Genomic DNA, 24,071 nt, shown 5'->3' on the forward strand with positions numbered 1-24,071 from the left:
ATGAGGTACGATCTGGGATATATCGACCTGGAACAGAGAACCTTGCAAACAATCGACAATCCGTTCGGCACGAGATTGTCACCCATGTCTTAGGAACGTTCTGTCACCCATGTCTCCGGGCCGGACAATTCCGAACTGGCGACCCCGGCAGGATTCGAACCTGCGACCATCGGCTTAGAAGGCCGGTGCTCTATCCACTGAGCTACGGGGCCGAAGCCGGTCCTGCCCGCCCTCAGTGGGTCCAGGGCTGACGGCGATCGTATTTGAAGTTGTCGGCATAAGCGACCCGGGCCCGCTTCGGCGCGTGGGCTTCCTCGACACGGTAGAGAATATCGTTGCGCTCGGCATATTCGATCGCCTGCTCCTTCGTTTCGAAGGTGAGGCGGACCTGCGAGCGCGTGTCCTTGGAGGAGGTGTAGCCCATCAGCGGCTCGACCTCTTTCGGCGCTGCGGGCTCGAATTCGAGCATCCACAGACGCGTCTTCGCCTTCCCAGACTGCATGGCTGTACGAGATGGTCGAAAGATGCGTGCAACCATGTGCGCCCTCGCTACGTCGCTGTCCCTTGCGACCGGACACCCGTGTTTGGTCGGAGCGGCAGGATTCGAACCTGCGACCCTCTGGTCCCAAACCAGATGCGCTACCAGGCTGCGCTACGCTCCGCACACGGGGTGACCCGTTTCGCCAAAGCGGTCTGAAGGGCTTTGGCTGCCAAGTCAAGCATCATCGTCGCCAGCGCAGCAACGATCGGGGGATGGGGCGGGAAAAACGCTGCCGGCCGACGACCATCGGCCTATTGCGGCGGAATGACCTCGTTTTCCAGACGGTCGCCGATCGAGACGCCGTAACGGGCGGCAGCCCCGCCATTGAGTTCCAGCACATAGCGCACCGGCTCGCCCGAGGGGATGATCGCCAGCGACAAAGGCTGGGCGTTGGTCTTGATCGTCACCACCTCGCCGGCCTCGTCCATGAACAGCATGTCGAGCGGAATCAGCGTGTTCTTCATCCACATCGCGACGTCGCGCGTCTCGTCGAAGCGAAACAGCATGCCCTGGTCCTGCGGCATTTCCGGGCGATTCATCAGGCCGACTTCCCGCTCCTTCGGCGTCAAGGCGAGCTCCACCATGATCTCGTGATCACCCGTCTTGGTGTGCAGCACCGCTTTCGACAGGTCGCCGGCCGCCCAGGCGAAGTAGCCGGCGGCCAGAATTGCCGCGATCGCCACGAGGCCGCCGGTCAAGAGTTTTCTGGAACGCATGCGACCTCCACGCTTTCGGCACGACCCGTTCAGTCCCCGCCCGAGCACACCTCATAAGGCGCCGGGCCGGCTACGGGCACGTCCGGTCGTCACTTTCATGCATTGTTTTTCGCCGAGATGCCAGCGCGTCGCGGCCGTTCGCTCGCGAGACTACGAGACTGCCGGACTGATTCCGTTTGCACTCCGCCTGGTCATGGTCGCTCGCCACGACCAGATACGTCCGAAGGACTCGTCGCTCGAAGGGTTTCGAGGCAACGAGAGGCGACAGGCGCGACGGTCGTCCCGCGATCAGTGGACGGCCGGCCCGCTGCCGCTTGGCGTCTGGATTTCGGCGGCCATCAGCCCCTTGTCACCGGCGCCGAAGCGCACGAGGACTTCCTGGCCCGGCCGCAATTCGGACAGGCCGTAGCGTCGCAACGTCTCCATATGGACGAAAATGTCGGCCGTGCCGTCGCCGCGGGTGAGAAATCCGTATCCCCGCGTGCGGTTGAACCACTTGACCACGGCCGGAACGAGATCGCTGCTGGCGACGACGGTGGTGTGTGTGCGCGAGGGCGGGAGCTGCGCGGGATAAACCGCGGTGGAATGATCCATCGACAGGATCCGGAAGGCCTGCAGGCCCTTGTCGCCGCGCTGCACTTCGCAGACGAGACGTGCCCCCTCCGGCGCAGCCCCGTAACCGTCGCGGCGCAGGCAGGTAACGTGGAGAAGAATGTCTGGGCCGTCGTCGTCAGGGACGATGAAGCCGAACCCCTTCGACGCATCGAACCATTTGATATGTCCCGAAACGACGATGAGACCGACGTCACCGCTCGTCGCCGCATCATCGGAGGGACTGATCCGTGTCGAAAGTCTTTCCGGCATCCGGGGGTTCCGCCTTTTACGCCAACCGAATCGCGAGCCACAAACTTAGCATTAACTGTCCCATGTGCGGCAAGAGGCCGTAGGGTAAAATAGGGTTTTTCGACAGAAATCATGAGATTTCTCGACTATTGCAAATGATGCTGCAGGCTTACAAGCAACGCGCCGGCCGCCGCTCACCCTCGCCAAGCACTGCCGATGCGCGTGGTTTATCGACTTCATTGCCGACCAACGAACTACTCGGCGCGTCACGATCTCTCCCGCTTGCTGCGGCTGAGGAACCAAGCTGATCTTCCGCGAGTTCTCTTGGCTGGGCACAGCAGAACCCAAAACCGGGAGAAACGCCATGAAAAAGTTCATGATTTTCGCATCCGCCCTCACCATCTCCGCCGCCGGCCTCGGCGCTAGCGGCGCCTGGGCCGATTGCGCATCCGACCTAAAGGCCATGCGTTCTGAAATGGGACAGCAGAGTTCGACGCAGACGGCATCGACCATGTCCGGCGAGCAGTCCGGCTCGACCACGTCCTCGCCATCGAACGGCAATGAAACGGCGCAGAACGCGACCGGCGAGTTGAGCGGCGTCGCCCCGACGTCGGCCTTGGGCGAGGTCGCCGGCGGCAACCAGACGTCGGCCGACAAGAAGGCCGAAGAAGTCGATCAGAACGCCATGAGCGGCTCCAGCCAGTCCGACACGGCCTCGACCGACGACAGCCAGATGTCGACGGCTTCGACCTCGCCCAACGCGGGCGGCGGAGAGGAGAAGAGCCAGATGAGGACCGCCCATCTCGAAGCAGCCCAGTCGGCTCTCGACGCAGGTGACGAACAGGCCTGCATGGCCGCACTCGAGGCCGCCAGGTCGGCGAACTGACCAGACCGCGCCGCGCGGCGATCCGAACGGGTCGCCGCGGATGAAACCGGATCGGTCGCGGGGGCTCGCCGGCCCCCGCTTTTCTCGTGCGGTGGCGATGGCGGCCCGCATTTGGCAGCCGTGCCGCGCCGCGCCGAGTTCTCATGCCGGTTTTATCACTTCAACACACACAGTCTGACGGCATGGCGAAAGGACTTGGCACGAAAGGATGCGGCGCTAACCTTTCATGCGGCCGTCGCTCGCCCGGGGCAGCGCCGGCCAGCCGGAGTTTTACGGGCCCGTCCTTGCTCGATCACGAGATGGGGCCGGGTTGACGACGTCTCAAGCGCGTGAAGAGACCGCGCCTGGCGTCAACGAAAGATCAGGAGCCGAGAATGCGATATCTCCACACGATGGTCCGGATCACGGACATCGACCAATCCCTCGATTTTTACTGCAACAAGTTCGGCCTCGTCGAAACCCGGCGCATGGACAGCGAAAACGGCCGCTACACGCTGATCTTCCTGGCCGCGCCCGGTGACATGCCGGAAGCGGCAGAGACCAAGGCTCCGCTGATGGAACTCACTTACAACTGGGATCCGGAAGACTACAGTGGCGGCCGCAATTTCGGTCACCTCGCCTTCGAGGTCGATGATATCTACGCGACCTGCCAGAAGCTGATGGACGCAGGCGTCACGATCAATCGTCCGCCCCGCGATGGACGGATGGCTTTCGTGAAGTCGCCCGACGACATCTCCTTCGAACTGCTTCAGAAAGGCGATGCGAAGGAACCGGCGGAACCCTGGGCGTCGATGGAGAATACCGGCAGCTGGTGAAACGACTCGCCACAAACGTGAAAAGACTGTAAACGTCCTGAGGACACATTGTGGCCGTATAGATCGCCACGACGTTGCGTCAGATCGCTGCGGACATTTCGCAGGCCTCGATGGGGATCGAGGCATTTGGCGCAAGCAGGGCACCGGGTTCGGCTGCTAGGCCGGCCCGGAACAGCAATCGGCGGCACGGACCGCTTGGGGGATGACGGGTGGAGATCTTGCCCGTCGCGGAGAGGGAAAACTTGACGACCATGTCTGAGGTCGCCACGGGCCGCGTTTTCAGCCGAACCTTTTTTGCCGGTGCGCTGCTTGCAGCCATGCCGTTTTTCGCGTCTTGCGTTTCGGCCGTCGATGATACCTCGGCCTTTGGTTTTGCCGGAGCGTCCTCGAGCGCACCATCTGACGGCGACGATACCGAGACGGTGACGGCCTCTGGCGCCGACGGCGCGCCGGACGACGCAGCCAAGACGGCCGCAAACGGCGAGGCTTCCGACGCTTCGGCTCCGGCGGGCGGGGCGAGCATTGCCGACAACGATGCCGGGGCGGACGAGAGCCCGGCATCGCCCTCGACACTTCGAGACAGGATGACCAAGGCCCGTCCGGTCGCGGCCTATGCCGGCGGCTCTGTCACCGAAGGCGACGCGGTTGCGGCCGAAGAGACCGCCGCCCGCCCAGCGCAGACATCGCTGTTTGCATCGCTATTCGCCAAGGAGAAGGCGCGCACGCCGATCGCCAACGCCAGCAAGGGCAAAAGCCGCCGCGTCATCCTCAGGCACGACGAACAGACCGCCTCCGACGGCGGACTGTCCGACCTGCCGGGCGTCGATCCTTCCTCGCTGTTCGAAATCGGCCAGAAGGCTTCCGCCAACGAGGACGCAATCGACGACGTCATGTCGACCTATCGCGTCGCCTCGCTCGGAGGCTTAGCGCGTCTTTCGCCCAATGGTCTCAGCATCGCGCGTGACGACGTCCAGACCTCGTGCTTCCCATCCGACCTCGTCGCGCAGATACGCGCGATCGAGCGGCGCTTCGGCGCCAAGGCGGTCATCACCTCGGGCTATCGCAGCCCGACCCACAACGCCCGCGTCAACGGCGCGCGTCGCTCCCAGCACATGGGCTGCAAGGCGGCCGATCTCTACGTGCCGGGCGCCGATTCGAAGGCGGTCGCCGCTTACGTTCGCGCCCTGCCCGGCCGCGGCGGTGTCGGCACCTATTGCCACACCCAGGCCATCCACATCGATGTCGGCCCGAAACGCGACTGGAACTGGCGCTGCCGCCGGCGCAAATAGCTGCGAGCCGGAACCTACCGGCAATCAGACCGTGGCCCGCCGCCAGCGCGCCGCAGCGGCGTCGCGACGCACCCCAAGCGACTTTGGCGTCCGCCAGGCGCCCGGTATCCGGCCACGGCCCTCGCCCATATCCTATCAGTCTGCGCCTCACGCTGGCCGCTCAGACCGGCCATTTCATGCCGCCAAATCCGTGACACCGCGCCCTCGCATCGTCACCGGAAGATCGCGCGTCGAAAAACCACGCGCCCTCGCTTGCGAACTGCGAGAATCATCCGTATACACCGCGTCGCCGCGCCCATCGTCTAGCGGTCTAGGACGCCGCCCTTTCACGGCGGAAACACGGGTTCGAGTCCCGTTGGGCGTACCATCTCCCCTGTCGTAACAGCACCACATCGCCTGCCGGCATCGGGCGATGCTGTCGCGACCGAGAAATATATCGTACATCGCTGCGCATGAACGGAATCACCGCAATGCTGATCCAGCCGGATGAACTCGACCAGAAGCGCGGCTCGGACGATCTGGTCGTTCTCGACTGTGCATGGTCCGCGCCGGAGCTCGGACGGACGGGCAAGGAGGCGTTCTACGCCGAACACATTCCCGGCGCCCGCCATTTCGATCTGGAGGCCGCGTCTGATCCGGCGTCTGCCTATCCGAACATGATGCCGAGCCCCGATCATTTCGCCGAAGTCGTCGGCGCGCTCGGCATCGGCAATCAGACCGAGGTGGTGATCTACGACGGGAGCTACGTTTCGGCCCGGGTGTTCTGGATGTTCCGGCGGTTCGGCCATGAGCGGGTGTCGATCCTCGATGGCGGGCTCAAACGCTGGAAAGCCGAAGGCCGGCCGCTCGAGGCCGGTGATCCGGCCCCCTTCCTGCCAAAGACCTACGAAGCGAAAGAGCCGGACGAGGATATCGCCGAATGGCCCGACGTGCTGGCGGCGCTGAGAGAGGGTAGTGCCCAGGTGGTCGATGCCCGCACGAAGGAACGCTTCACCGGCGCCCTGCCGTCGGGCTATCCAGGCCTTGCCAGCGGCCACATGCCCGGCGCCATCAGCCTGCCATGGTCGACGATGATCGATCAGCAGCCGCCCTATCGCTTCAAGAGCGCCGAGGAAGCGGAGGCTGCGTTCCGGGCAGCCGGCGTCGATCCGGACAAGCCCATCATCGCGACCTGCGGGTCGGGCGTGACCGCCGCGGTCCTCGCTCTGCAGCTGACGCGGATGGGGCGGACTGGGTGGCTCGTCTATGACGGCTCCTGGAACGAATGGGGGCGCCGGCCGGACCTGCCCCGCTCCTCGCTCGGGACCGACTGACGCAACATTTCGTCCCGGCCCGGATCCGAACGAGATCTGTGTCGCGCAGCCGCCCTCAGGCGACGCCTGCCGCATCGCGGCGGGCGATTGCCTTCAGAACGCTCTTGGCGCCGTCGTCGATGGCGTGTTCGATCGCCTGACGCGCCGCTTCGGGCTCCCGCGCGCGAAGCGCCTTCAGAAGATCGTCGTAGTTGCCGTGTTCGGTGATCGCGGCATTGTCGCCGTCATAGAGATAGTTGAAGCCCGGCCCCGCCTTCAGCCAGAGCATCTCGATCACAGCCAGGAGGGTCGGCATCTGCGCCGCCTGATAGAGCGCGAATCGGAATTCCTTGTTGAGCGTCAAAGCCAGATGCGGGTCCGCAGCGGCCTTCGCGGCGAGATAGCGCGCCAGCAATCCCTCCATCGTGGCCAGCTCCTCCGGCGAAATCCGCAGCGCGGAATTAGCCGCGGCCAGCCCCTCGACGGATTTTCGGACCTCGCAGATCTCGCAATACTGATCACCGTCCAGCTTCGGGACCCTGAAGGATTGTGACGGCTCGGCCGTCAGGACACCGGATGCGACAAAGCGCACCAGCGCTTCGCGAACAGGGGTGATGCTCATGCCGAGCTGCTCGGCGAGGTCGCGCGTCACGAGCCGTGTGCCCGGCTTGAGCCGCCCCTCGATCAGCGCCTGACGCAGAACATCTTCCACGTAGGTCACAAGGCTCTTGCGCGGCGCGGTTGCGAGCGACGTCAACCCGGCCCCTGTCATGTTTTTCAATCCCGATGCCTCATCTTCGATCATCGTTGCCACCAGCGTATCTCTTGCGCAATGTGATATATCATATATTCTTTCACCGTTGCGATCCGTCCCGTTCCCGCGCAATGTTGCAGGTACACCACTAGGAGATGCTAGGAGATGCGTTTGCCATGGTAAACTTAAGAACATTCGTACTGGCCGTCGCAGCGCTCGTGCTGCCGTTATCGACAGCCGCCGCCGCGCAAAACGAAATCACCATCGCCAGGTCCGTTTCGACGACCGCGATGGATCCGGGCTTCCTGCGCGAGGCCGCAACCATCGTCGACAACATCTTCGACACGCTCGTCATGCGCGACGACGATATGAAACTCGTACCGGGTCTCGCCGATTCATGGAAGGCGATAGATGACACAACCTGGCAGTTCAATCTGCGGCACGGCGTGAAATTCCACGACGGCGAGGACTTCAACGCCGATGCGGTCAAGTTCACCATCGACCGCATTCTCGATCCCGCCGCGAACTCGCCGACGATCTCCTATATCCGCACCATCGCCAGCGTCGAGGTCGTCGATCCCTACACGGTGCGCATCAAGACCAACGGCCCCGATCCTCTGCTGCCGACGCGCATGAGCCGTTATCCGACCTATATCGTGCCGCCGAAATACGTCCAGAAGGTCGGAAACGACGTCTTTGCAAGGAAGCCGGTCGGGACGGGACCCTACAAGTTCGTCGAATTCATCCCGGACCAGCACGTCATTCTCGAAGCCAATGAAGACTACTGGCGTGGCAAGCCGTCCATCAAGAAGGTCACCTGGCGGGCAATTCCCGACGGCACGGCGCGGGTGACGGCCCTGATCACCGGAGAAGCCGATCTCGTCGAGAACGTCCCGGTCGATCTCGCGCCGATGATCGAGCAGAGCCCGGATGCCGATCTCGTCCAGGTCAAGAATGGCGGGCTGACCATCTATCTCGGCCTCGTCATGAAGGACAAGCCTCTCGACAACGTCAAGGTGCGGCAGGCGCTGGACGCCGCGATCGATCGCAAGGGCATCGTCGACAACATCCTGCGCGGCATGGCGACGCCCAAGGGCACGCAGGTCGGACCCGCCGATTTCGGCTATCTCGACATCCCGCCGACGAAATACGATCCGCAAAAGGCCAAAGAGCTGCTCAAGGAAGCCGGCTATCCGGACGGCTTCTCGATCAAGATGCAGTCGTCCCACCGCTACATGAAGGACGGTGAGGTCGCGCAGGCGATCGCCCAGCAGTTCGGCGACATCGGCGTCAAGGTCGATCAGGAAGTGCTCGACTGGTCCGTCTACACGCAGCAGGTTCCGCGCAAGGGCCCGATCTTCATGCTGGGATGGGGATCGACCCAGACACTCGATGCGGACGCCGCCATCTACGCCATCATGAGGAGTGGCGAGCCCTATTCGACCGCCGATGTCCCCGAACTCGACAAGCTGCTCGACGAGAGTCGCAAGATTGTCAATCCGGCGGCGCGCGAAAAGGTTCTCCACGAGGTGCAGAAGGTCGCGGCCGAGACGGTCCCGCTTCTGACGCTCTACCAGGAAGATTCGCTTTACGGCAAAGCCAAGGACGTGGTCTTCGCGGGCCGTCAGGATGCTCGCATCCCGGTGTTCGACATCAAGCTGAAATCCGCCGAATAGTCGATGACGCGGTTCTGGACAGTCCGGCGGAACGCAGATGCCGTCCTCGCCGTCGCCCTTCTGGCGGCGGTGGCCGGCCTCTGCATTCTCGTGCCTCTGCTCTGGCCCCTCGATCCGACGAGGGGCCTCTTGACGGCGACGTTCCGGCCGCCAATGTCGGTGGTGGACGGGCAGCTGCATCCGCTCGGCACCGATCAGCTGGGACGCGACCTTCTGGCAAGGCTCGGCCTCGGCACGGCGATCTCGCTCGGCATCGTCCTCCTCGCCGCGGTCATTTCCGTCGTTCTGGGAACCGTTCTCGGGATGCTGGCGGGCTATTTCGGCGGCTGGCTCGACATCGTCATCATGCGCGCCGTCGATATCCAGCTGGCGATCCCGTTCATTCTGCTCATTCTTCTGATCGTTGCCGTCGTCGGCCCCTCGATGGGCAACCTCGTCGTGGTACTGGGCGTCACCGGCTGGGCGATCTTCGCCCGCGTCGCCCGGGCGCGCACACTCGAGGTTCGCGAACTGGAATATGTCGAGGCCTCGCGCGCCATCGGACTGTCGAACACTGCGATCATCTTCCGGCATGTTCTGCCGAACATCGTCGGTCCGCAGACCGTTCTCGTCACGCTCGACCTGCCGAGGCTGATCATCCTCGAGGCCTCGGTCGGCTTTCTCGGTCTCGGCGTCCAGCCGCCGACGCCGACCCTCGGCAATCTTATCGGTGAAGGACGATCCTTCATCCTTCTCGCCAACTGGCTGGTGCTTTATCCCGGTCTGACGATCGGCGCGCTCGTCGTCGGCTGCAATCTCCTCGGCGACTGGCTGGTGCGCCGCGCCGACCGCAGGAACGCTTGATCTCCGTGAAGACCCTTTCCTTCATCACCGGCCGGGCCCTTCAGGGCGTGGTGGTCATGTTCGGCGTCTCGCTGATCGTGTTCTTCGCGCTGTTTCTGACCGGTGATCCGGCGGCACTGATGATGCCGCCCGAGGCGAGCCGCGCCGAGATCGAGGCGTTCCGCCAGGCGATGGGCTTCAACGATCCCGTCCTCGTTCAGTATCTCCGTTTCGTCGGCGGAATTCTGCACGGCGAGTTCGGCAATTCCCTGCGCTTCCAGCGCCCGGCCCTCGACCTTCTTCTCGACCGGCTGCCGGCAACCGCGCTGCTGGCCTTCGTGGCGCTCGCCTGGAGTTCGCTGCTCGGCTTCGTGCTGGGAACGATCGCCGCGATCCGCCAGAACAGCGGGATCGACTTCGCGATCCGGGTGATCTCGCTTCTCGGTCAGGCGATCCCGGTCTTCTGGCTGGCGCTTCTTCTCATCATCGTCTTCTCGCTCAACCTTCGCTGGCTGCCGAGCAGCGGCATCGGCACGGTGCAGCAGCTCGTGCTTCCCTCGCTGGCGCTCGGGGCGTATTATTTCAGCGCGATCACGCGGCTCGTGCGCGCAAGTCTCATCGAGGTCCTCGGCGAAAACTACATCCGCACGGCCAGAGCCAAGGGAATCTCGAACTGGCGGATCGTCGTTCATCACGCCCTGCGCAACGCGCTGATCCCGGTCATCACCGTCCAGGGCATGTATTTCGCCTCGCTCCTCGGCGGCGCCCTGATCACCGAGATCATCTTCGCCTGGCCCGGCATCGGCAGGCTGGCGGTGGATTCGATCCAGACCAAGGATTTTCCGGTCGTGCAGGCGGTCGTCATCTTCGCGGCGCTGGTCTTCGTCGTCATGAACTTTCTGGTCGACATCGCCTATGTCTTCCTCAATCCGAGGATCCGGCTGTGACGATGGTGAGCCAGAGCCTGACGGCCAAGGCGCTCGAACTGACCAAGGCCTGGTGCGCGATCCCCTCGGTGCGAGGCAACGAAGCGGCGCTTACGCGGCAGGCTGGTGCCATCGCCGACTGGATGAAGAACGAGCTCGGCGCGGACCTCATTGCGGCAACGTCCAGCCGCGGCCGGCCTCCGGTGATCCATGCGCGGCTCGATGTCGGCGCAGAGCATACCGTCATTCTCTACAACATGTATGACGTGATGCCGGCCGACGACGCGGGCTGGCAGGCTCCGCCCTTCGAAGGCGGGATCGTCGATCTCGCGGGCATCGGACCGAGCTTCGTCGCGCGCGGGGCGGAAAACAACAAGGGTCCCCTCGCCGGCATGCTTCAGGTGGTCAAGGACCTTGCCGACCGGGGCGCGCTCGGCGTCAATGTCGAATTCCTCGTCGAAGGTGAAGAGGAAAGCGGCAGCGGCGCGCTGCGGGACTATCTCGCCGATCCCGATTGCCCTGTCCGGCCTTCGTCCGGCGGGCTGTTTCCCTCCTTCTGCGAATATGGCGGCGGCCCGCCCCGCCTCTATCTCGGCTTTTCCGGCATCGCCAAGGGCAGGATCCGCGTTTGCGGCGGCGAGTGGGGCGGCCCGTCGGCGGCGATCCATTCGAGCAATGCGCCCTGGATCGCCAATCCATCGAGCAGGCTCGTCGAAGCGCTCGGCCATTTCGGCGCGCCGCCGACGGGCCGGCTCGGCCAGATCGCGCTCGATGACGAGGCCAAAACTATCGTCGCAGAACTCGCGGCGAACTTCGATCCGGCGGCAGAACTCAAATTCCGCAGGACCCGGCGTTATGCGGTCGCCGGAGATGCCGAAGCCTTGCTCTCCCACGTCCTTTCGACCGCATCGGCGACGATTTCGAGCCTGTCGACGAGCCCCGCATCCGGGGATGCGGTCATTCCCTCTGCCGCCGAAGCCGGCTTCGACCTGCGCTGCCCGCCCTCTCTCGATCCGGCGGACTATCTCGCCGCCTTCCGCCGGACGCTTTCGGAGAAATCCCTCGACGGCGTCGTTCTCGATGTCGCCGATTCCTATCCGGGCCATCGTTTTTCGCGCCAGTCGCCAGGCGCCGAAGCGCTTCTTGCAGCCTATGCCGAAACGTCCGTCACGCCGCAGGTCTGGCCCTGGGCGATCGGCTCGGCGCCCGGCTACGCCTTCGCGCCCCATACGCGCTCGTTTCTGATCGGCGGCGCCGGTCGCGGCGGCAATGCCCATGGCATCGACGAATTCCTGACGCTGGAGGGCTATCCCCGCTTTCTGAAATCGGTCGAGCTCTGGCTCGACGCGATGGCCGGAACGAAAGACCGGTGATCTCGCTGCGCTATCTCTCGCGTGCCGACATCCTCGCCGCCGGCGGCGGCGACTTTGCGCTCGCCGTCGCAAACGTGCGCGAGGCGACGCGGCTGTTGCGGTTCGGCGAAGCGACGATGGTCGCCGAAAGCGTCCTGCCGGTCGGTGGCGACGCCAGACAGAATGCCTATGGCCTGCCGGCTTCCTTGGGCGGCGGTTTCAACGCGGCGGGGCTGAAATGGGCGATGCACCGGGCAGAGCCGAAAGGCGACCTGCCGAGCATCACCAGCGCGACCTTCGTCAATCGTCTGAGCGACGGGCGCCCCATCGGCCTTGTCGAAAGCGCGCTTCTCACCCGCATGCGCACGGCCGCCGTGTCAGCGATCGCCATGCAATCGCTGGCGGCCGGAGCGATCCGGCGCGTTGCGGTGCTTGGCGCCGGAGCGCAGGCGGAGAGCCATGTGGAGATGCTCCGCACGCTGTTTCCGGACATCGCCGAGATCAGGGTCTGGAACCGGTCGATCGAACGGCTGAACGCGCTCGTCGGCGCGCTGGGGCAGACTTTTGGACCGGCACTGATCGCCGTTCCGACGCTGGACGAGGCGATCGACGATGCCGATGTCGTCCTGTCATGCACGACCGCGCCGGAGCCGCTGCTTTCGGCGCGAGCGGTGCGGCCCGGGCGGCTGATCGTCCAGGTCGGCTATCACGAGGTGTCCTTCGAGGCGATTGCCGCGTCCGACCACGTCGTCGTGGATCTGTGGGGCGAGTTTGCCGAGCGCAGCGCCAAGAGCCTGTTCCAGATGTATCGGGCGAGACGCTTCGCGCCCGAAGGCGTCGCCGCCGATCTGACTCACCTCGTCGTCGATGGCTGGCGCCCGCCTGCAGGAAGTTCGGTGTATTTTTCGAGCTTCGGGCTCAACCTCTTCGATATCGCGCTGGCGGCGCGGATCCTGCGAGAGGCCGAAGCTCGAGAGATCGGGACAGTCCTGCCCTTCGTCTGAGCGTCAGGCTCCGGCCGGCATCCGGATCGCCATGCCGGCTCGTTTCGAGAGACAGGCTTCGGCGGAGGCCGACGGTCGCTTTTCCAAGCCTCAGAAACAGTCCTCGACCGACCAGTGGATCGGGATCTCGGCGATGCTCGCCGTCGCCGGGAGTTCGAGGACGAGATGGACGATCCGTGCGACGTCTTCCGGCTGCGTCAGCTCTTCCGGAGGCCTGTCGGTGATCGCGGCGGCCATGTCGGTCGCAACGAAGCTCGGACAGATCGCGGTGGACCGCACACCCGCCTCCTTTCCGCACTGGCGCAGGGCGTGGGCAAGGCCGACGGCGGCGAATTTCGACAGGGCGTAGAGCCCTCCGCCCGGCGACTTGACCCGCTTGCCCGAGAGCGAGGCCATGGTGACGATCCGCCCTCTCGCGGCGGCCAGATGCGGCCATGCGGACTGTGTCAGGCGCATCGGCGACTTGACGTTGATCGCGAAGAGTTCGTCAAAGGCCGCGTCGTCGGCATCGAGCACCGATGTCCGCGGCGCGATGCCGGCGTTGTGAACGAGACCGTCGAGCCGGCCGAAGCGCTCGATCGTGTCCGCGACCCAGGCTTTCTCGCTGTCGGGGTCGAGGGCGTCGAAGCGGCAGACGAGGACGGTCTTTCCGGACAGCCTTGAGGCCGAAGGATCGCGCATTCCCAGACTGACGCACCAGCCGCTTTCAACGAGCCGAGTCGCGATCGCCGCGCCGATGCCGCGCCCTGCCCCGCTGATCATTGCCACCTTTTGCATCGTCACGCCGCCTTTCCCGCGCTTTCGGACCACTCTTCGCCCCAAAGCTGCACCTGATGGCCCGGCGAGACGGTCCGCCATTCGCGCCTCGGCGGGACGTAGTCGACCGGCCGGATCGGGTTCTTGATCTCGGCGTCGTCGATCGCCCGGCGGATGCCCTTGCGGGCCGGATCGGGAATCGGCACCGCCGCGAGCAGGCGCTTGGTGTATGGATGCTGGGGGTTCTCGAAGATCGCCGCGCGGGGGCCGATCTCGACGATCTCGCCGAGATACATGACCGCGACCCGGTGGCTGATCCGCTCGACCACCGCCATGTCGTGGGAGATGAAAAGAAACGCCAGTCCGAGGTCACGCTGCAGATCGAGCATCAGGTTGATCACCTGAGCCTTGATCGAGACGTCGAGCGCCGAGACCGCCTCGTCGGCGACGATCACCTTCGGCTCCAGTGCAAGGGCGCGCGCGATGCAGATGCGTTGGCGCTGGCCGCCGGAAAACTCGTGCGGATAGCGTGATGCCATCGACGGATCGAGACCGACCAGAGGCAGGAGCCGGGAAACCTTCGCCCTCGCCTCCTCGCGCGTCGCCGTCCTGTGCACGAGCATCGGCTCGGCGATGGCGGCACCGACGCGCATTCGCGGATCGAGACTTGCGAAGGGGTCCTGGAAGATCATCTGGACGCCGCGGCGAAGGAAGCCAAGATCGGAGCCTTTTGGGCCCAGAACCTCGCGGCCGTCCAGCTTGACCGAGCCGGACCGTGCGTCGGTCAGGCGCATGATCGCGCGGCCCGTCGAGGACTTGCCGCAGCCCGATTCGCCGACGAGCGCCAGCGTCTCGCCCGCCAGGAGATCGAATGACACGTTCTCGACGGCATGAACGCGGCCGCTGACGCGGCCGAAAAAGCCCGAGGACGTATCGAAGCGGGCGACGAGATCGCTCACCTGCAGGACGGGCGTGTCGGCGGCGGGCGGCGCGGCGACGGTTTCGCCGACGCCGTCCGGAAGGCCGGTCTCGCCGTCGATCAAGGGAAAGCGCGCCGGCAGAAAGGTCCCGCGCATCGAGCCGAGCTGCGGAACGGCGGAGAGCAGCGCCCGCGTGTAAGCCTGTTTCGGCGCATAGAAAATCTTGTCCGTCGGACCGGCCTCGACGATCTCGCCGCTGAACATGACCGCCGTGCGGTCGGCGATTTCGGCGACGACGCCCATGTCGTGGGTGATGAAGAGGACGGCGAGATCCTCCTCTTCCTGCAGGATCTTGATGAGTTCCAGGATCTGAGCCTGGATCGTCACGTCGAGCGCGGTGGTCGGCTCGTCGGCGATCAGCAGCTTTGGCCGGCAGGCAAGCGCGATCGCAATCATCACGCGCTGGCGCATGCCGCCCGAAAGCTGATGCGGATATTCCTCGAAGCGGCGCGCCGCAGCCGAGATGCGGACCTTTTGAAAAAGCCGCAGCGTCTCGGCCTTGGCCTCGCGAAACGACAGCTTCTGATGCTGGACGAGGACTTCGGAAATCTGGTCGCCGATCGTCAAAGCCGGGTTGAGGCTGGTCATCGGCTCCTGAAAGATCATCGCGACGTCGTTGCCGCGAATTCCTCGCATCGCCCCCTCGGTCATGGGCAGAAGATCGCGGCCATCGAGCATCACCCGGCCGGTGATCCGGCTGGTCTCGTGGGGCAGGAGCCGCATCACCGACAGCGCCGTCACGCTTTTGCCAGAGCCGGATTCGCCGACGAGCGCCAGCGTCTCGCGCGGCCGGACGGAGAAGGACACATTTCTTACGACCGGATGCCACCCGCCCTCGCGAAAGAAGGACACGGCAAGATCCTCGACGCATATGATCGGTTCGCTCATCGGCTTCTTTCCGTCAAACCTGTCCCTCGTCCGCAATCAGGGCGGAACACCGTCGAAGCGCCGGCCCGTCAGGACCAGCGGGATTTGCCAGTTCCATCGCGCCTTCAGCCTGCTATGACCGTCTTTTCGCGGCAAGCCCGTCATGAAGGGCTTCGGCCATAAAGCCCTTGCACGAAGCTTAAAGAATATATCATATATCGTAAAGACGAACATGGAGGGCTGGACGTACTGCCGCCCGAGCGAAACCGGAGCTTCGATGGAACTCAACGACATCCCACGCCTCCCTCTCGGCTTCCTCCCCACCCCGATCGAAGATCTCAAGCGTCTCGGCGACGAACTCAGGATCGACCTGGCGGTCAAGCGCGACGATTTCACCGGCTTTGGTGGCGGCGGAAACAAGGTTCGCAAGCTCGAATTCCTGATGGCCGAGGCCGTCAGCCGGGGGGTGGACGTCCTCATCACCACCGGCGGGCACCAGTCGAACCATGCCCGCATGACGGCGGCCGCCGCCCGCAAGTTCGGCATGAAGCCGATCCTCGTCCTGCGCGGCAACAAGCCGTCGGTGATGCAGGGCAATCTCCTGCTCGACCATCTTCTCGGCGCCCAGATCGACTTCCTCGATCCGGACGCATATTTCACCGAAATCAATCCGCGCATGCAGCACCACGCCGACGCTGCAAGAGAGCGCGGCGAGACCCCCTATATCATCCCGCTCGGCGGGGCGAGCGCGCTTGGCGCCATGGGCTATGTCGCGGCGGTCCGGGAACTTTCCGAACAATACGAGGCCCTCAACCGCCTGCCGCCGGAATACATCGTCGCTCCGGTCGGCTCCGGCGGCACGCTGGCCGGCCTTCTCATCGGCTGTGCGATGTTCTGGCCATCGACGAAGATCCTCGGAATCGCCGTCAGCGGCAGCGCCGTGCCCTTCAGCCAGCGCATCGCCGACATGGCGAATGGCGGCGCCGAGCTTCTCGGCCTCGATCACCGCTTCTCCCCGACTGACGTCGCGATCGAGAACGGCTATGTCGGAGAGGCCTATGCCGTCCCGAGCCCGGAGGGCAACGCCGCCATCGCGCGTGTCGCCCGAAGCGAGGGCATGTTCCTCGATCCGGTCTATACCGGCAAGGCGATGGCCGGCCTCATCGACTGCGTGAAACGCGGCAGCATCGCGCCCGGCCGGCGCGTCCTCTTCCTTCACTGCGGCGGATCGCCGGCGCTGTTCCCCCATGCCGAACTCCTCACCAGCGACAGGGTGGACTGAGCCGTGGCGCATCGCATCGGCTGCGACGTCGGCGGCACCTTCACCGACCTCTGCCTGTTCGACGATGCGACCGGGACGACGACCCTCGTCAAGATCCCGACGACGCCCGGACAGCAGGATGGCGCGGTGATCGAGGCGACCCGGCTGGCGCTGCAGGCCGGCGGGATCGCGGCAGAGCACCTCGCAAGCTTCGCCCACGGCACCACCGTCGCCACCAATGCGATCCTGGAGCGCCAGGGCGCGCGCACGGGCCTTCTCGTGACGGAGGGCTTCGCCGACCTTCTCCAGATCGGCCGCCAGACCCGGGCCCATCTTTACGACCAATATGCCCGCCGGCCCGATCCCCTTGTCCCCGCCGAGCTCGTCTTCGAGATCCGCGAGCGCTCCGGGCCGGATGGCGCAGCGAAGCTGGCGCTCGACGAGGCTTCGGTGCGAAAGGCCATCGCCGGCCTGCGGGCGGGCGGCGCCGAGGCCGTCGCGGTCGCCTTCCTGCACTCTTATGCCAATCCGGCTCATGAGCGCCGGGTCGCCGAGATCCTTGCAGAGGAGGCGCCGGAGCTGAAGGTCTCGATTTCCGCCGACATCCTTCCCGAACCCGGCGAGTTCGAGCGCGCCTCGACGACGGTGATGAACGCCTATCTGATGCCGCGGCTCGAGGACTATCTCGGCCGCATCGCCCGCACGCTCCGGGCCGACGGCGTCACGGCAGAGCCCGCGATCATGCAGTCGGGCGGCGGCGTCATGCCGATCGAGACCGCGAGCAGCGTCAAGGCCGTCCATACCTGCCTCTCCGGGCCGGCCGCCGGCATGATCGGCGCCGAGCGTTTTGCCGCCGCAGCCGGCTATCGCAACGTCGTGACCATCGACATGGGCGGCACGAGCTTCGACGTCGGGCTGATCCGGAACGGCGAGATCCTCACCCGCTACGAGAGCGAGATCGAGGGCTTTCCGCTCCGTGTGCCGATGTTCGACATCATCACCCTTGGCGCCGGCGGCGGCAGCATCGCCAGCGTCGACGCCGGCGGCCTCCTCAAGGTCGGACCGCAAAGCGCCGGCGCCCGGCCCGGCCCGGCCGCCTATGGCAAGGGCGGCGAGCGGCCCACCGTCACCGACGCCAATGTCGTCCTCGGCCGATTGCGACCCGGCCGGCACCTCGGCGGCGGCATCGTCATCGACCGCGAGAAAGCCGCGCAGGCGATCGACGCCCATGTCGCCAAGCCGCTCGGCCTGACCGTCGAGGCGGCGGCGGTCGGCATCCTGAAAATCGTCAACGCGGCGATGGTGCGCGGCATGCGCCGCGTCACCGTCGAGCGTGGCCTCGACCCGCGCGATTTCGTCGTCGCCGCCTTCGGCGGCGCCGGGCCGCTCCATGCGGTCGATCTTTGCGCAGAGTTCGACGTGAAGACGCTCTACGTGCCCCCTTCGCCCGGTCTTCTGTGCGGCATCGGCCTGCTTCTCGCGCCCTGGCGGCACGAGGAGACCGCGATGATCGGCCGGACGGCGGCCAATCTCCCGAGATCACTTGTCGAGGAGACGATCGCCGAGAACTGCCAGCGGCTTCGCGCCCAGGCCCGGCGCGACGGAATCGACCCGGAGACGATGCTCGTCAGGATCTCTCTCGACATGCGCTATCGCGGCCAGGGTCACCAGATTTCCACTCCCTATGACGGCGATCTTCATCGGTCGATCAGGGCGTTTCATGCCTCGCACAAGAGCGCCTTCGGCTACGATCGGCAGGAGGAGGACGTCGACGTGGTGCTTCTCAGGCTGCGCGGCATGGCGCCGGCGGCGACCCACAGGCTGCCCCTGCCAAATTTCAAGCTCGGCGAAGATCCCGTGATCGACCGCTCGATGCTCTGGACCGATGGCGGCTTCGTCGATGTCCCAGTCTATGATCGCGCCCGACTGGCGCCGGGAACGCGCCTCGAAGGCCCGTTGATCGTCGAGCAGCAGGACACGACGCTGATCGTCGGCCGGCAGAGCCTGACGGTCGACGAATTCGGCGGCATCAGTATCGGGATGATGCCATGAGTGACGGCTCGATCCTTGCCGAAGTGGTACGCCACGGGCTTCAGGCCGTCGCCGAGGAGATGGGCGCGGCGCTGATCCGCACGGCGCATTCGGTCAACATCCGTGACCGGCGGGACTTTTCCTGCGGCGTTTTCGACGAAAAGGCCCGCCTCGTCGCCCAGGCCGAACACATCCCGGTTCATCTCGGGCTGCTCGCCGGCGTCGTCGGCCGCGTCGTCGAAGACCTCGGCGCGGACGTGTCGGCCGGCACGATGATCGTCACCAACGATCCCTGGCTGACCGGCTCGCATCTGCCGGACGTGGTCGTCATCGCCCCGGTCGATCACGAGGGCGTCCGCCTCGGCTATGTCGCCAACATGGCCCATCAGGTGGATCTCGGCGGCATGGCGCCGGGCTCGCTCGCACTCGGCACGACGGAGGTCATGCAGGAGGGCCTGCGCGTTCCCCCGACCGTCCTGATGCGCGGCGGCACGGTGGAGCGCTCGACGCTGCGCCTGTTCGAACTTGCCAGCCGCACGCCCGATGTTGTGGCCGGCGACCTCCTCGCCCAGGCCGCAGCGAACGAACGCGGCGCGGCACGGCTTGCCGAACTCGTTTCGCGCACCGGCCATGATCGTTTCAGCGAGGCGATCGAAACGCTCGTTGCAGCGACCGAGCGACGCGTCGAGGCCGAGCTCCTGAAGCTTGGAGACTGCCAGAGCGCATTCGAGGACGTTCTCGAATGGTCCGAACAGGGAAGACCCGTGGACCTTTCGATCAGGGCCTCGGTGCGCGTCTCGAACGGCCGTCTGACTGTCGATTTTACCGGTACCGCGGGCCAGGTGGCGGGGCCGGTCAACGCGCCGCGCTTTTTGACCACGAGCTGCGTTCTTTATGCGGTGAAAGCCCTGCTCGATCCGGAAATCGCCTCCAATGACGGGCTTTTCGCGCAGATCGACGTTGTCACGCCCGAACGCAGCATCGTCGATGCCGCGGCGCCGGCGCCGGTCGCCCTGTGCACCTCGATCACCAGCCAGCGGATCACCGACGCGCTGATCGGCGCCTTCAACGTGCTCAGCCCCGAGCGGGCGATCGCCGCATCCACCGGCAGCATGAACGCGCTGATCATGGGCGGCCGGGACGAAAGCACCGGCCGCGCCTATTCCTATGTCGAGACCTATGGCGGCGGCCAGGGCGGGCTGCCGGGGATGAACGGCGCCGATGGCGTCCACTGCCACATGACCAACACCGCCAACTCCCCTGTCGAGTTCATCGAGCGGGAATATCCGCTGACAGTCCTCAACTATGCCCTCGTCGAGAACAGCGGCGGCGCGGGCGAATTTGCCGGCGGACGGGGCCTGACGCGGACGATCCGGCTGGAGTCGGATGCCGTCGTGACCGTCCATCTCGACCGGACCCGCCATCGCCCATGGGGCGTTCACGGCGGCGAAGCAGGCGGCCATTCGCGCCTCGTCGTCGAAGAAGACGGCAAGACGCGCAAACTTGCCGGCAAGAGCACGACCAGCCTCAAAAAGGGCGCGGTGCTGACGATCGCGACCGCTGGCGGCGGCGGCTGGGGCAAGGCGAAAGCATAGCCGGCCTGTGTTGTGAGGCGATCCCTGCCGACTTGCCTCTTGCCGCAGATCCGCCGAAGCTGCGATTGATCCCCCGGATCGACGCAAGCGAAGGGAGCGAGACGTCATGGCGCGAGGTGGCCAGCGAAATGGCAGCAGGCGAGACCGCCGCGAGAGCGGGTCGGACCGGCCTCGCCGGCGCCCCGACCTTCGCGCCGCGGCCGCGCCGGCAGACGTCCATGCCGCCTCCACGGTGCTGATGGCGGCACTCGAGCGCGGCGATTACGCCGCCGCAGCCGACGCGCTGGACATCCTCGCCGCCGCTGAGCCGGACAATGCCGCGCTGCATTACAACCGCGCCCTCGCCCTGCGGCTTTCCGGCCGGCCAAGGGACGGCTTCGACGCCGCCCGGCGCGCCCGCGCGCTCGATCCGGCAAACGGCAAGGCCGTGTTCGAGGTCTGCGCCTGCGGCCTCGAATGCGGCGAGCCACAAGCCTCGCTCGAAGCCGGCACCGCCTATCTCGCCGTCCATCCCGGCGACGCGGACGCGGCGCTGAACAGCGCGCGAGCCGCTCTCCTCCTCGACCGGCCGGAAGACGCCCTCGCCCTTCTCGGTCAGGTCCCCGCGAACCAGCTTTCCGACGATCATCGCCTCTGCCGGGGCGAAGCGTTGCGAGATCTTAGCCGTTTCGATGAGGCCGAGTGCGCCTGGGCACATGCTGGTTCAGCAAGCGCCGGGCTCGTTCTGTCGCTGCGCACCAAAGGCCCGCGTGGCCGGCTCGCCCTCAATCCGGCGCGGCTTTCGCCCTGAAGCGCTTGCGATAGACGCCGGGATCGGCATCGAGCGCGTCCTGCAGCGCGAGGCTCGCGGCAAGCTCGGCCTCGTCCATCTCGCGGCATGACACCGAGACGGGCTCACGGCGCACGAAAACCGCCTGCGCCACCGGCGTTCCGGCCGGCACGACGCCTTCGAAATCCGGATCGGTCCAAAGGGCGGGAAAGTGGATGAAGCCCGCCGGAAAGTCGTCGACGAGGCCGGTAAGCGTGCGAAACGGCAAGTCGAGAAGGTTGTGCGGATGAGAGAACAGCATCGACCAGCCCGCGACCATGTCGAACGCCCAGGGATTGGTGAATTTCACGGCGAAGCGATCGGGATCGGCGCCTGGAAAGCCGCTGAGCTGCTCGGGCAGATGAACCCCGACGGGAGAGCGGGTGAGCCGTGCGACAGGATGGGCGGGAAGCCCGCTATCCCATTCGAAGAGGCCGTCCTTCACATGAAGATCGGCGATCAGCGGAAACAGGATGCCGGCGCCCATCGCATCGACGAAGGGCGGGCACTGCTTCACCGTCCGCACCTCGGCACCAATCAGCTCCGAAACGGCGCTGCGCGGCATGGTCTTCAGCCACTGCGGCAGACTGCCGGCGGCGGCTTTCGGCTCGGGGATTTTGCCCTTCCAGCCGGGCAGGCAGCGAAATTGAAGCTTCATGCGTCAATCTCTGACGAAAGCGACGCAAAGGGGCAAGGCACCGGATAAGACCCGTCGGTCGTCGCCGGCGTCCTCACCCGGCGCCGGCTCGTCGCTTGGCCCGCATCTGGCCCATAGCCCAGACCAGCGAGGCGAGGATCGTCACGGCGATGAAGATGACGCCGATGGCGTTGATCATCGGCGAGAGGCCGAAGCGCATGCGGCTGGCGATCTCCGTCACCAGCGTATAGTCCGGCCCGATCGAGAAGAAGGTGGTTGGAAAGTTCTCGATCGACTGCAGGAAAGCCAGCACCGCGGCCGTGCCGATGGTCGGCGCCAGGAAGGGCAGCGTCACTTTGCGAAAGGTGAAGAACGGCGTCGCGCCGAGGTCTGCGGCCGCCTCGTCGAGGCTTCGGTCCTGACGCGACAGCCGCGCCATGAAGAGCAGGAGGCAGTAGGAGGCGATGAATGAGGACTGCGCCATCATCGCCGTGAACAGCCCGGCATCGACGCCGAAGGCATCACGCCAGAAGATCATCGAGGTGCCGCCGAGGACGATGCCCGGGATCATGATCGGCGCGACGAGGACGGTGTAGAGGAAGCCGTTCGCCCGGCTCTCCAGCCGCGTCAGCAGCAGCGCTCCGGCGATACCGAGCGGAATGGCGAGGGCGATGACCCCGCAGGCAATGAGGAGCGAGTTGTACAGCCCGGTCATGATCCGCGCATCGTTGAAGGCCGCGACGAACCATTTCAGCGTGAAACCCTGCCACATGGTGATCGAGGGGGAAGGATAGGCGTTGAAGGCCGCCGCCACCATGATGAGGATCGGTGCGAAGAGAACGACGAAGAAGACGCCGAGATAGATCTTGATCAATGTCTGGCCGAGGCCAGCGGGATAGGACTTGGAGGACACCGTGGCGTCGATGGCAGCCGTATCGCCGACGGTAGCGCTCATTTGGCGATCTCCCGGATCGAGACCTTGAACAGCGACAGCACCATCAGGATGAAGACGATGCAGCTCATCAGCAGCATCAGGGAATAGGCCGAACCCTGATTCCAGTTGCCGCTCTCGAAAAAGCGACGGTAGATCACCTGGCTGAACCAGTCCGGATGAAGGCCGCGCCCGAGCAGTTCCGGCACGGTGATGACGCCCGCCGACAGCATGAAGACCAGGATCGAGCCCATGGCGATCCCGGGTTTGGCATGGGGCATGACGACCCGGTAGTGCACCCGCCACACCGAGGCGCCGAGATCGCGTGCCGCCTCGACCTGGCTGCGGTCGAGCGTGCCGAGCGCGTTCATCAGCGGGAACATCATGAAGAGGACGAAGGTATAGGCCGAAACGAGGAAGACGGTGTTGTTCGAGGCGACCCATTGCGGCGGATCGGCGCCGACGAGGCCGAGCCATTGGAGCGCGGAGTTCAACACGCCCTCGCGTGCGAGGATCATCACCCAGGCATAGACCCGCAGAAGCTCGTTGATCGAATAGGGAATGACGAGCAGCAGAAGGATCGCGCCGGCCCCGAGCGCGCCTTGCACATTGGAAGCGAAATAGGCGACGGGATAGCAGACGGCGAAGGATATCAGCGTGACGAGCGTCGCGTAGAAGATCGTCTTGACGAAAATCGTCAGGTGCAAGGGCGAGATCGTCGAATAGTTCTTCAGCGAATAGCGCGGGGCATTGGCTGCTTCCGTCACGAGCCGCGCCTGCTTTTCCCGAAGCGTCGCCATCTCCTTGTCGGCGAGGGTGCGCTTGGCCTTCAGATCTGCAACCTCCTTGGCGAGGGAAGCGGGCGTCTTCTCGGCCGACGAGGCGCCCGGAAAGGATGGCAGCAGCGGAGATGACGGCGAAGCCGGTGAAGGATTTTTCGCCGCATCGGGCCTGTTTTGCGCCGAGGGAACGCTCATGCCGGGCACGAGAAAGCCACCAACGCTTCCGGCTTCCTCGGCGGCGCCATCGCCAGGCGTCTTGGCCGAAAGACCGGCGATCTCCTGTTCGTGGGCCTTGATGTCGTAGTCGAGCGTCGCGATGTCGCGCGACAGCGCGTTGACGGCGGTGTTGGTGCGGGTGAGTTCGTCGCCGCGATCGACATAGACGAACGAGCGCTCGGCCATGGTGAAGAGCGGTGCGGCAATCATCCCGCCGATCCACAGAACGACCAGCCCGAGGATCAGCGCCGTCAGCGGCCCGCCATAGGTTCGAAGCAGCGCGCCCATGGC

22 protein-coding genes and 3 tRNA genes are annotated in these 24,071 nt (G+C 65.3%); 14 read left to right on the plus strand and 11 right to left on the minus strand.

From position 1 onward, the window contains the following. Positions 1-136: 136 nt before the first annotated feature. From J6595_RS21130 to J6595_RS21150, 5 genes are all read right to left on the minus strand, one after another. Positions 137-212 (minus strand) — tRNA-Arg (locus J6595_RS21130). Between the two features lie 20 nt (positions 213-232). Continuing rightward, on the minus strand, positions 233-538 hold the full coding sequence (locus J6595_RS21135; protein WP_280891623.1) for an ETC complex I subunit: 306 nt from the start codon (positions 536-538) through the stop codon (positions 233-235). Between the two features lie 47 nt (positions 539-585). Continuing rightward, a tRNA-Pro gene (locus tag J6595_RS21140) sits at positions 586-662 on the minus strand. 130 nt (positions 663-792) lie between these two features. Further along, complete coding sequence (locus tag J6595_RS21145; RefSeq protein WP_209597492.1) at positions 793-1,257, minus strand: DUF192 domain-containing protein; 465 nt, start codon at positions 1,255-1,257, stop codon at positions 793-795. A gap of 288 nt (positions 1,258-1,545) precedes the next feature. Then, positions 1,546-2,121, minus strand: coding sequence for a cold-shock protein (locus J6595_RS21150; RefSeq protein WP_209597494.1), 576 nt, complete (start codon positions 2,119-2,121; stop codon positions 1,546-1,548). A 343-nt stretch (positions 2,122-2,464) separates the two neighbouring features. Between J6595_RS21150 and J6595_RS21155 the strand changes: the two genes are divergently transcribed. From J6595_RS21155 to J6595_RS21175, 5 genes are all read left to right on the plus strand, one after another. Continuing rightward, a complete protein-coding gene (locus J6595_RS21155; protein WP_209597496.1) occupies positions 2,465-2,986 on the plus strand; it encodes a hypothetical protein in 522 nt (173 codons plus the stop codon). 374 nt (positions 2,987-3,360) lie between these two features. Continuing rightward, positions 3,361-3,801 carry a VOC family protein gene (locus J6595_RS21160; protein WP_209597498.1) on the plus strand — a complete coding sequence of 147 codons (441 nt, stop codon included), beginning with the start codon at positions 3,361-3,363 and terminating at the stop codon, positions 3,799-3,801. A 251-nt stretch (positions 3,802-4,052) separates the two neighbouring features. Beyond that, entirely contained in the window at positions 4,053-5,090 is a 1,038-nt protein-coding gene (locus J6595_RS21165; RefSeq protein ID WP_245199014.1) for a YcbK family protein, read from the plus strand. A 291-nt stretch (positions 5,091-5,381) separates the two neighbouring features. Next, positions 5,382-5,457, plus strand: a tRNA-Glu gene (locus J6595_RS21170). Positions 5,458-5,560: 103 nt separating this feature from the next. Beyond that, positions 5,561-6,403, plus strand: coding sequence for a sulfurtransferase (locus J6595_RS21175; protein ID WP_209597500.1), 843 nt, complete (start codon positions 5,561-5,563; stop codon positions 6,401-6,403). Between the two features lie 55 nt (positions 6,404-6,458). Here the strand turns inward: J6595_RS21175 and J6595_RS21180 are convergent, their stop codons facing one another. Continuing rightward, on the minus strand, positions 6,459-7,154 hold the full coding sequence (locus J6595_RS21180; RefSeq protein ID WP_209597502.1) for an FCD domain-containing protein: 696 nt from the start codon (positions 7,152-7,154) through the stop codon (positions 6,459-6,461). A gap of 158 nt (positions 7,155-7,312) precedes the next feature. Here J6595_RS21180 and J6595_RS21185 point away from each other — a divergent pair, with 158 nt between their 5' ends. The 5 genes from J6595_RS21185 to J6595_RS21205 are packed head-to-tail and all read left to right on the plus strand — an operon-like array spanning position 7,313 to position 12,916. Further along, on the plus strand, positions 7,313-8,812 hold the full coding sequence (locus tag J6595_RS21185; protein WP_209597504.1) for an ABC transporter substrate-binding protein: 1,500 nt from the start codon (positions 7,313-7,315) through the stop codon (positions 8,810-8,812). A gap of 3 nt (positions 8,813-8,815) precedes the next feature. Further along, positions 8,816-9,655, plus strand: a complete 840-nt coding sequence (locus tag J6595_RS21190; protein WP_209597505.1) for an ABC transporter permease — start codon at positions 8,816-8,818, stop codon at positions 9,653-9,655. Positions 9,656-9,660: 5 nt separating this feature from the next. Further along, entirely contained in the window at positions 9,661-10,581 is a 921-nt protein-coding gene (locus J6595_RS21195; protein ID WP_209597507.1) for an ABC transporter permease, read from the plus strand. 2 nt (positions 10,582-10,583) lie between these two features. Further along, on the plus strand, positions 10,584-11,933 hold the full coding sequence (locus J6595_RS21200; RefSeq protein ID WP_245199018.1) for a M20/M25/M40 family metallo-hydrolase: 1,350 nt from the start codon (positions 10,584-10,586) through the stop codon (positions 11,931-11,933). Further along, positions 11,930-12,916, plus strand: coding sequence for an ornithine cyclodeaminase family protein (locus tag J6595_RS21205; protein ID WP_209597512.1), 987 nt, complete (start codon positions 11,930-11,932; stop codon positions 12,914-12,916). The genes J6595_RS21200 and J6595_RS21205 overlap by 4 nt, the downstream gene beginning before the upstream one ends. 90 nt (positions 12,917-13,006) lie before the next feature. Here J6595_RS21205 and J6595_RS21210 read toward each other — a convergent pair whose 3' ends face one another. Next, on the minus strand, positions 13,007-13,693 hold the full coding sequence (locus J6595_RS21210; RefSeq protein WP_245199003.1) for an SDR family NAD(P)-dependent oxidoreductase: 687 nt from the start codon (positions 13,691-13,693) through the stop codon (positions 13,007-13,009). Positions 13,694-13,695: 2 nt separating this feature from the next. After that, positions 13,696-15,540 (minus strand): ABC transporter ATP-binding protein, encoded by a 1,845-nt coding sequence (locus J6595_RS21215; protein WP_209597516.1) that lies wholly within the window; start codon positions 15,538-15,540, stop codon positions 13,696-13,698. A 256-nt stretch (positions 15,541-15,796) separates the two neighbouring features. Here J6595_RS21215 and J6595_RS21220 point away from each other — a divergent pair, with 256 nt between their 5' ends. The 4 genes from J6595_RS21220 to J6595_RS21235 all read left to right on the plus strand — a co-directional run bounded on the left by J6595_RS21220 (position 15,797) and on the right by J6595_RS21235 (position 21,196). Further along, positions 15,797-16,801, plus strand: a complete 1,005-nt coding sequence (locus J6595_RS21220) for a 1-aminocyclopropane-1-carboxylate deaminase/D-cysteine desulfhydrase (RefSeq protein ID WP_209597518.1) — start codon at positions 15,797-15,799, stop codon at positions 16,799-16,801. Positions 16,802-16,804: 3 nt separating this feature from the next. Next, positions 16,805-18,832, plus strand: coding sequence for a hydantoinase/oxoprolinase family protein (locus J6595_RS21225; protein ID WP_209597520.1), 2,028 nt, complete (start codon positions 16,805-16,807; stop codon positions 18,830-18,832). Further along, entirely contained in the window at positions 18,829-20,406 is a 1,578-nt protein-coding gene (locus tag J6595_RS21230; protein ID WP_209597522.1) for a hydantoinase B/oxoprolinase family protein, read from the plus strand. The genes J6595_RS21225 and J6595_RS21230 overlap by 4 nt, the downstream gene beginning before the upstream one ends. A 106-nt stretch (positions 20,407-20,512) precedes the next feature. Continuing rightward, a complete protein-coding gene (locus tag J6595_RS21235) occupies positions 20,513-21,196 on the plus strand; it encodes a tetratricopeptide repeat protein (protein ID WP_209597524.1) in 684 nt (227 codons plus the stop codon). On the opposite strand, the gene J6595_RS21240 is transcribed toward J6595_RS21235, so the two are convergent. The 3 genes from J6595_RS21240 to J6595_RS21250 form a co-directional block, all read right to left on the minus strand. Further along, entirely contained in the window at positions 21,171-21,872 is a 702-nt protein-coding gene (locus tag J6595_RS21240) for a hypothetical protein (protein WP_209597526.1), read from the minus strand. The genes J6595_RS21235 and J6595_RS21240 overlap by 26 nt on opposite strands. Positions 21,873-21,945: 73 nt before the next feature. Further along, a complete protein-coding gene (locus J6595_RS21245; RefSeq protein ID WP_245199006.1) occupies positions 21,946-22,806 on the minus strand; it encodes an ABC transporter permease in 861 nt (286 codons plus the stop codon). Next, on the minus strand, positions 22,803-24,068 hold the full coding sequence (locus J6595_RS21250; RefSeq protein ID WP_209597528.1) for an ABC transporter permease: 1,266 nt from the start codon (positions 24,066-24,068) through the stop codon (positions 22,803-22,805). The genes J6595_RS21245 and J6595_RS21250 overlap by 4 nt, the downstream gene beginning before the upstream one ends. Between the last annotated feature and the right edge of the window lie 3 nt (positions 24,069-24,071).

This window comes from Jiella mangrovi (assembly GCF_017815135.1).
Classification (GTDB): Bacteria; Pseudomonadota; Alphaproteobacteria; order Rhizobiales; family Rhizobiaceae; genus Jiella; species Jiella mangrovi.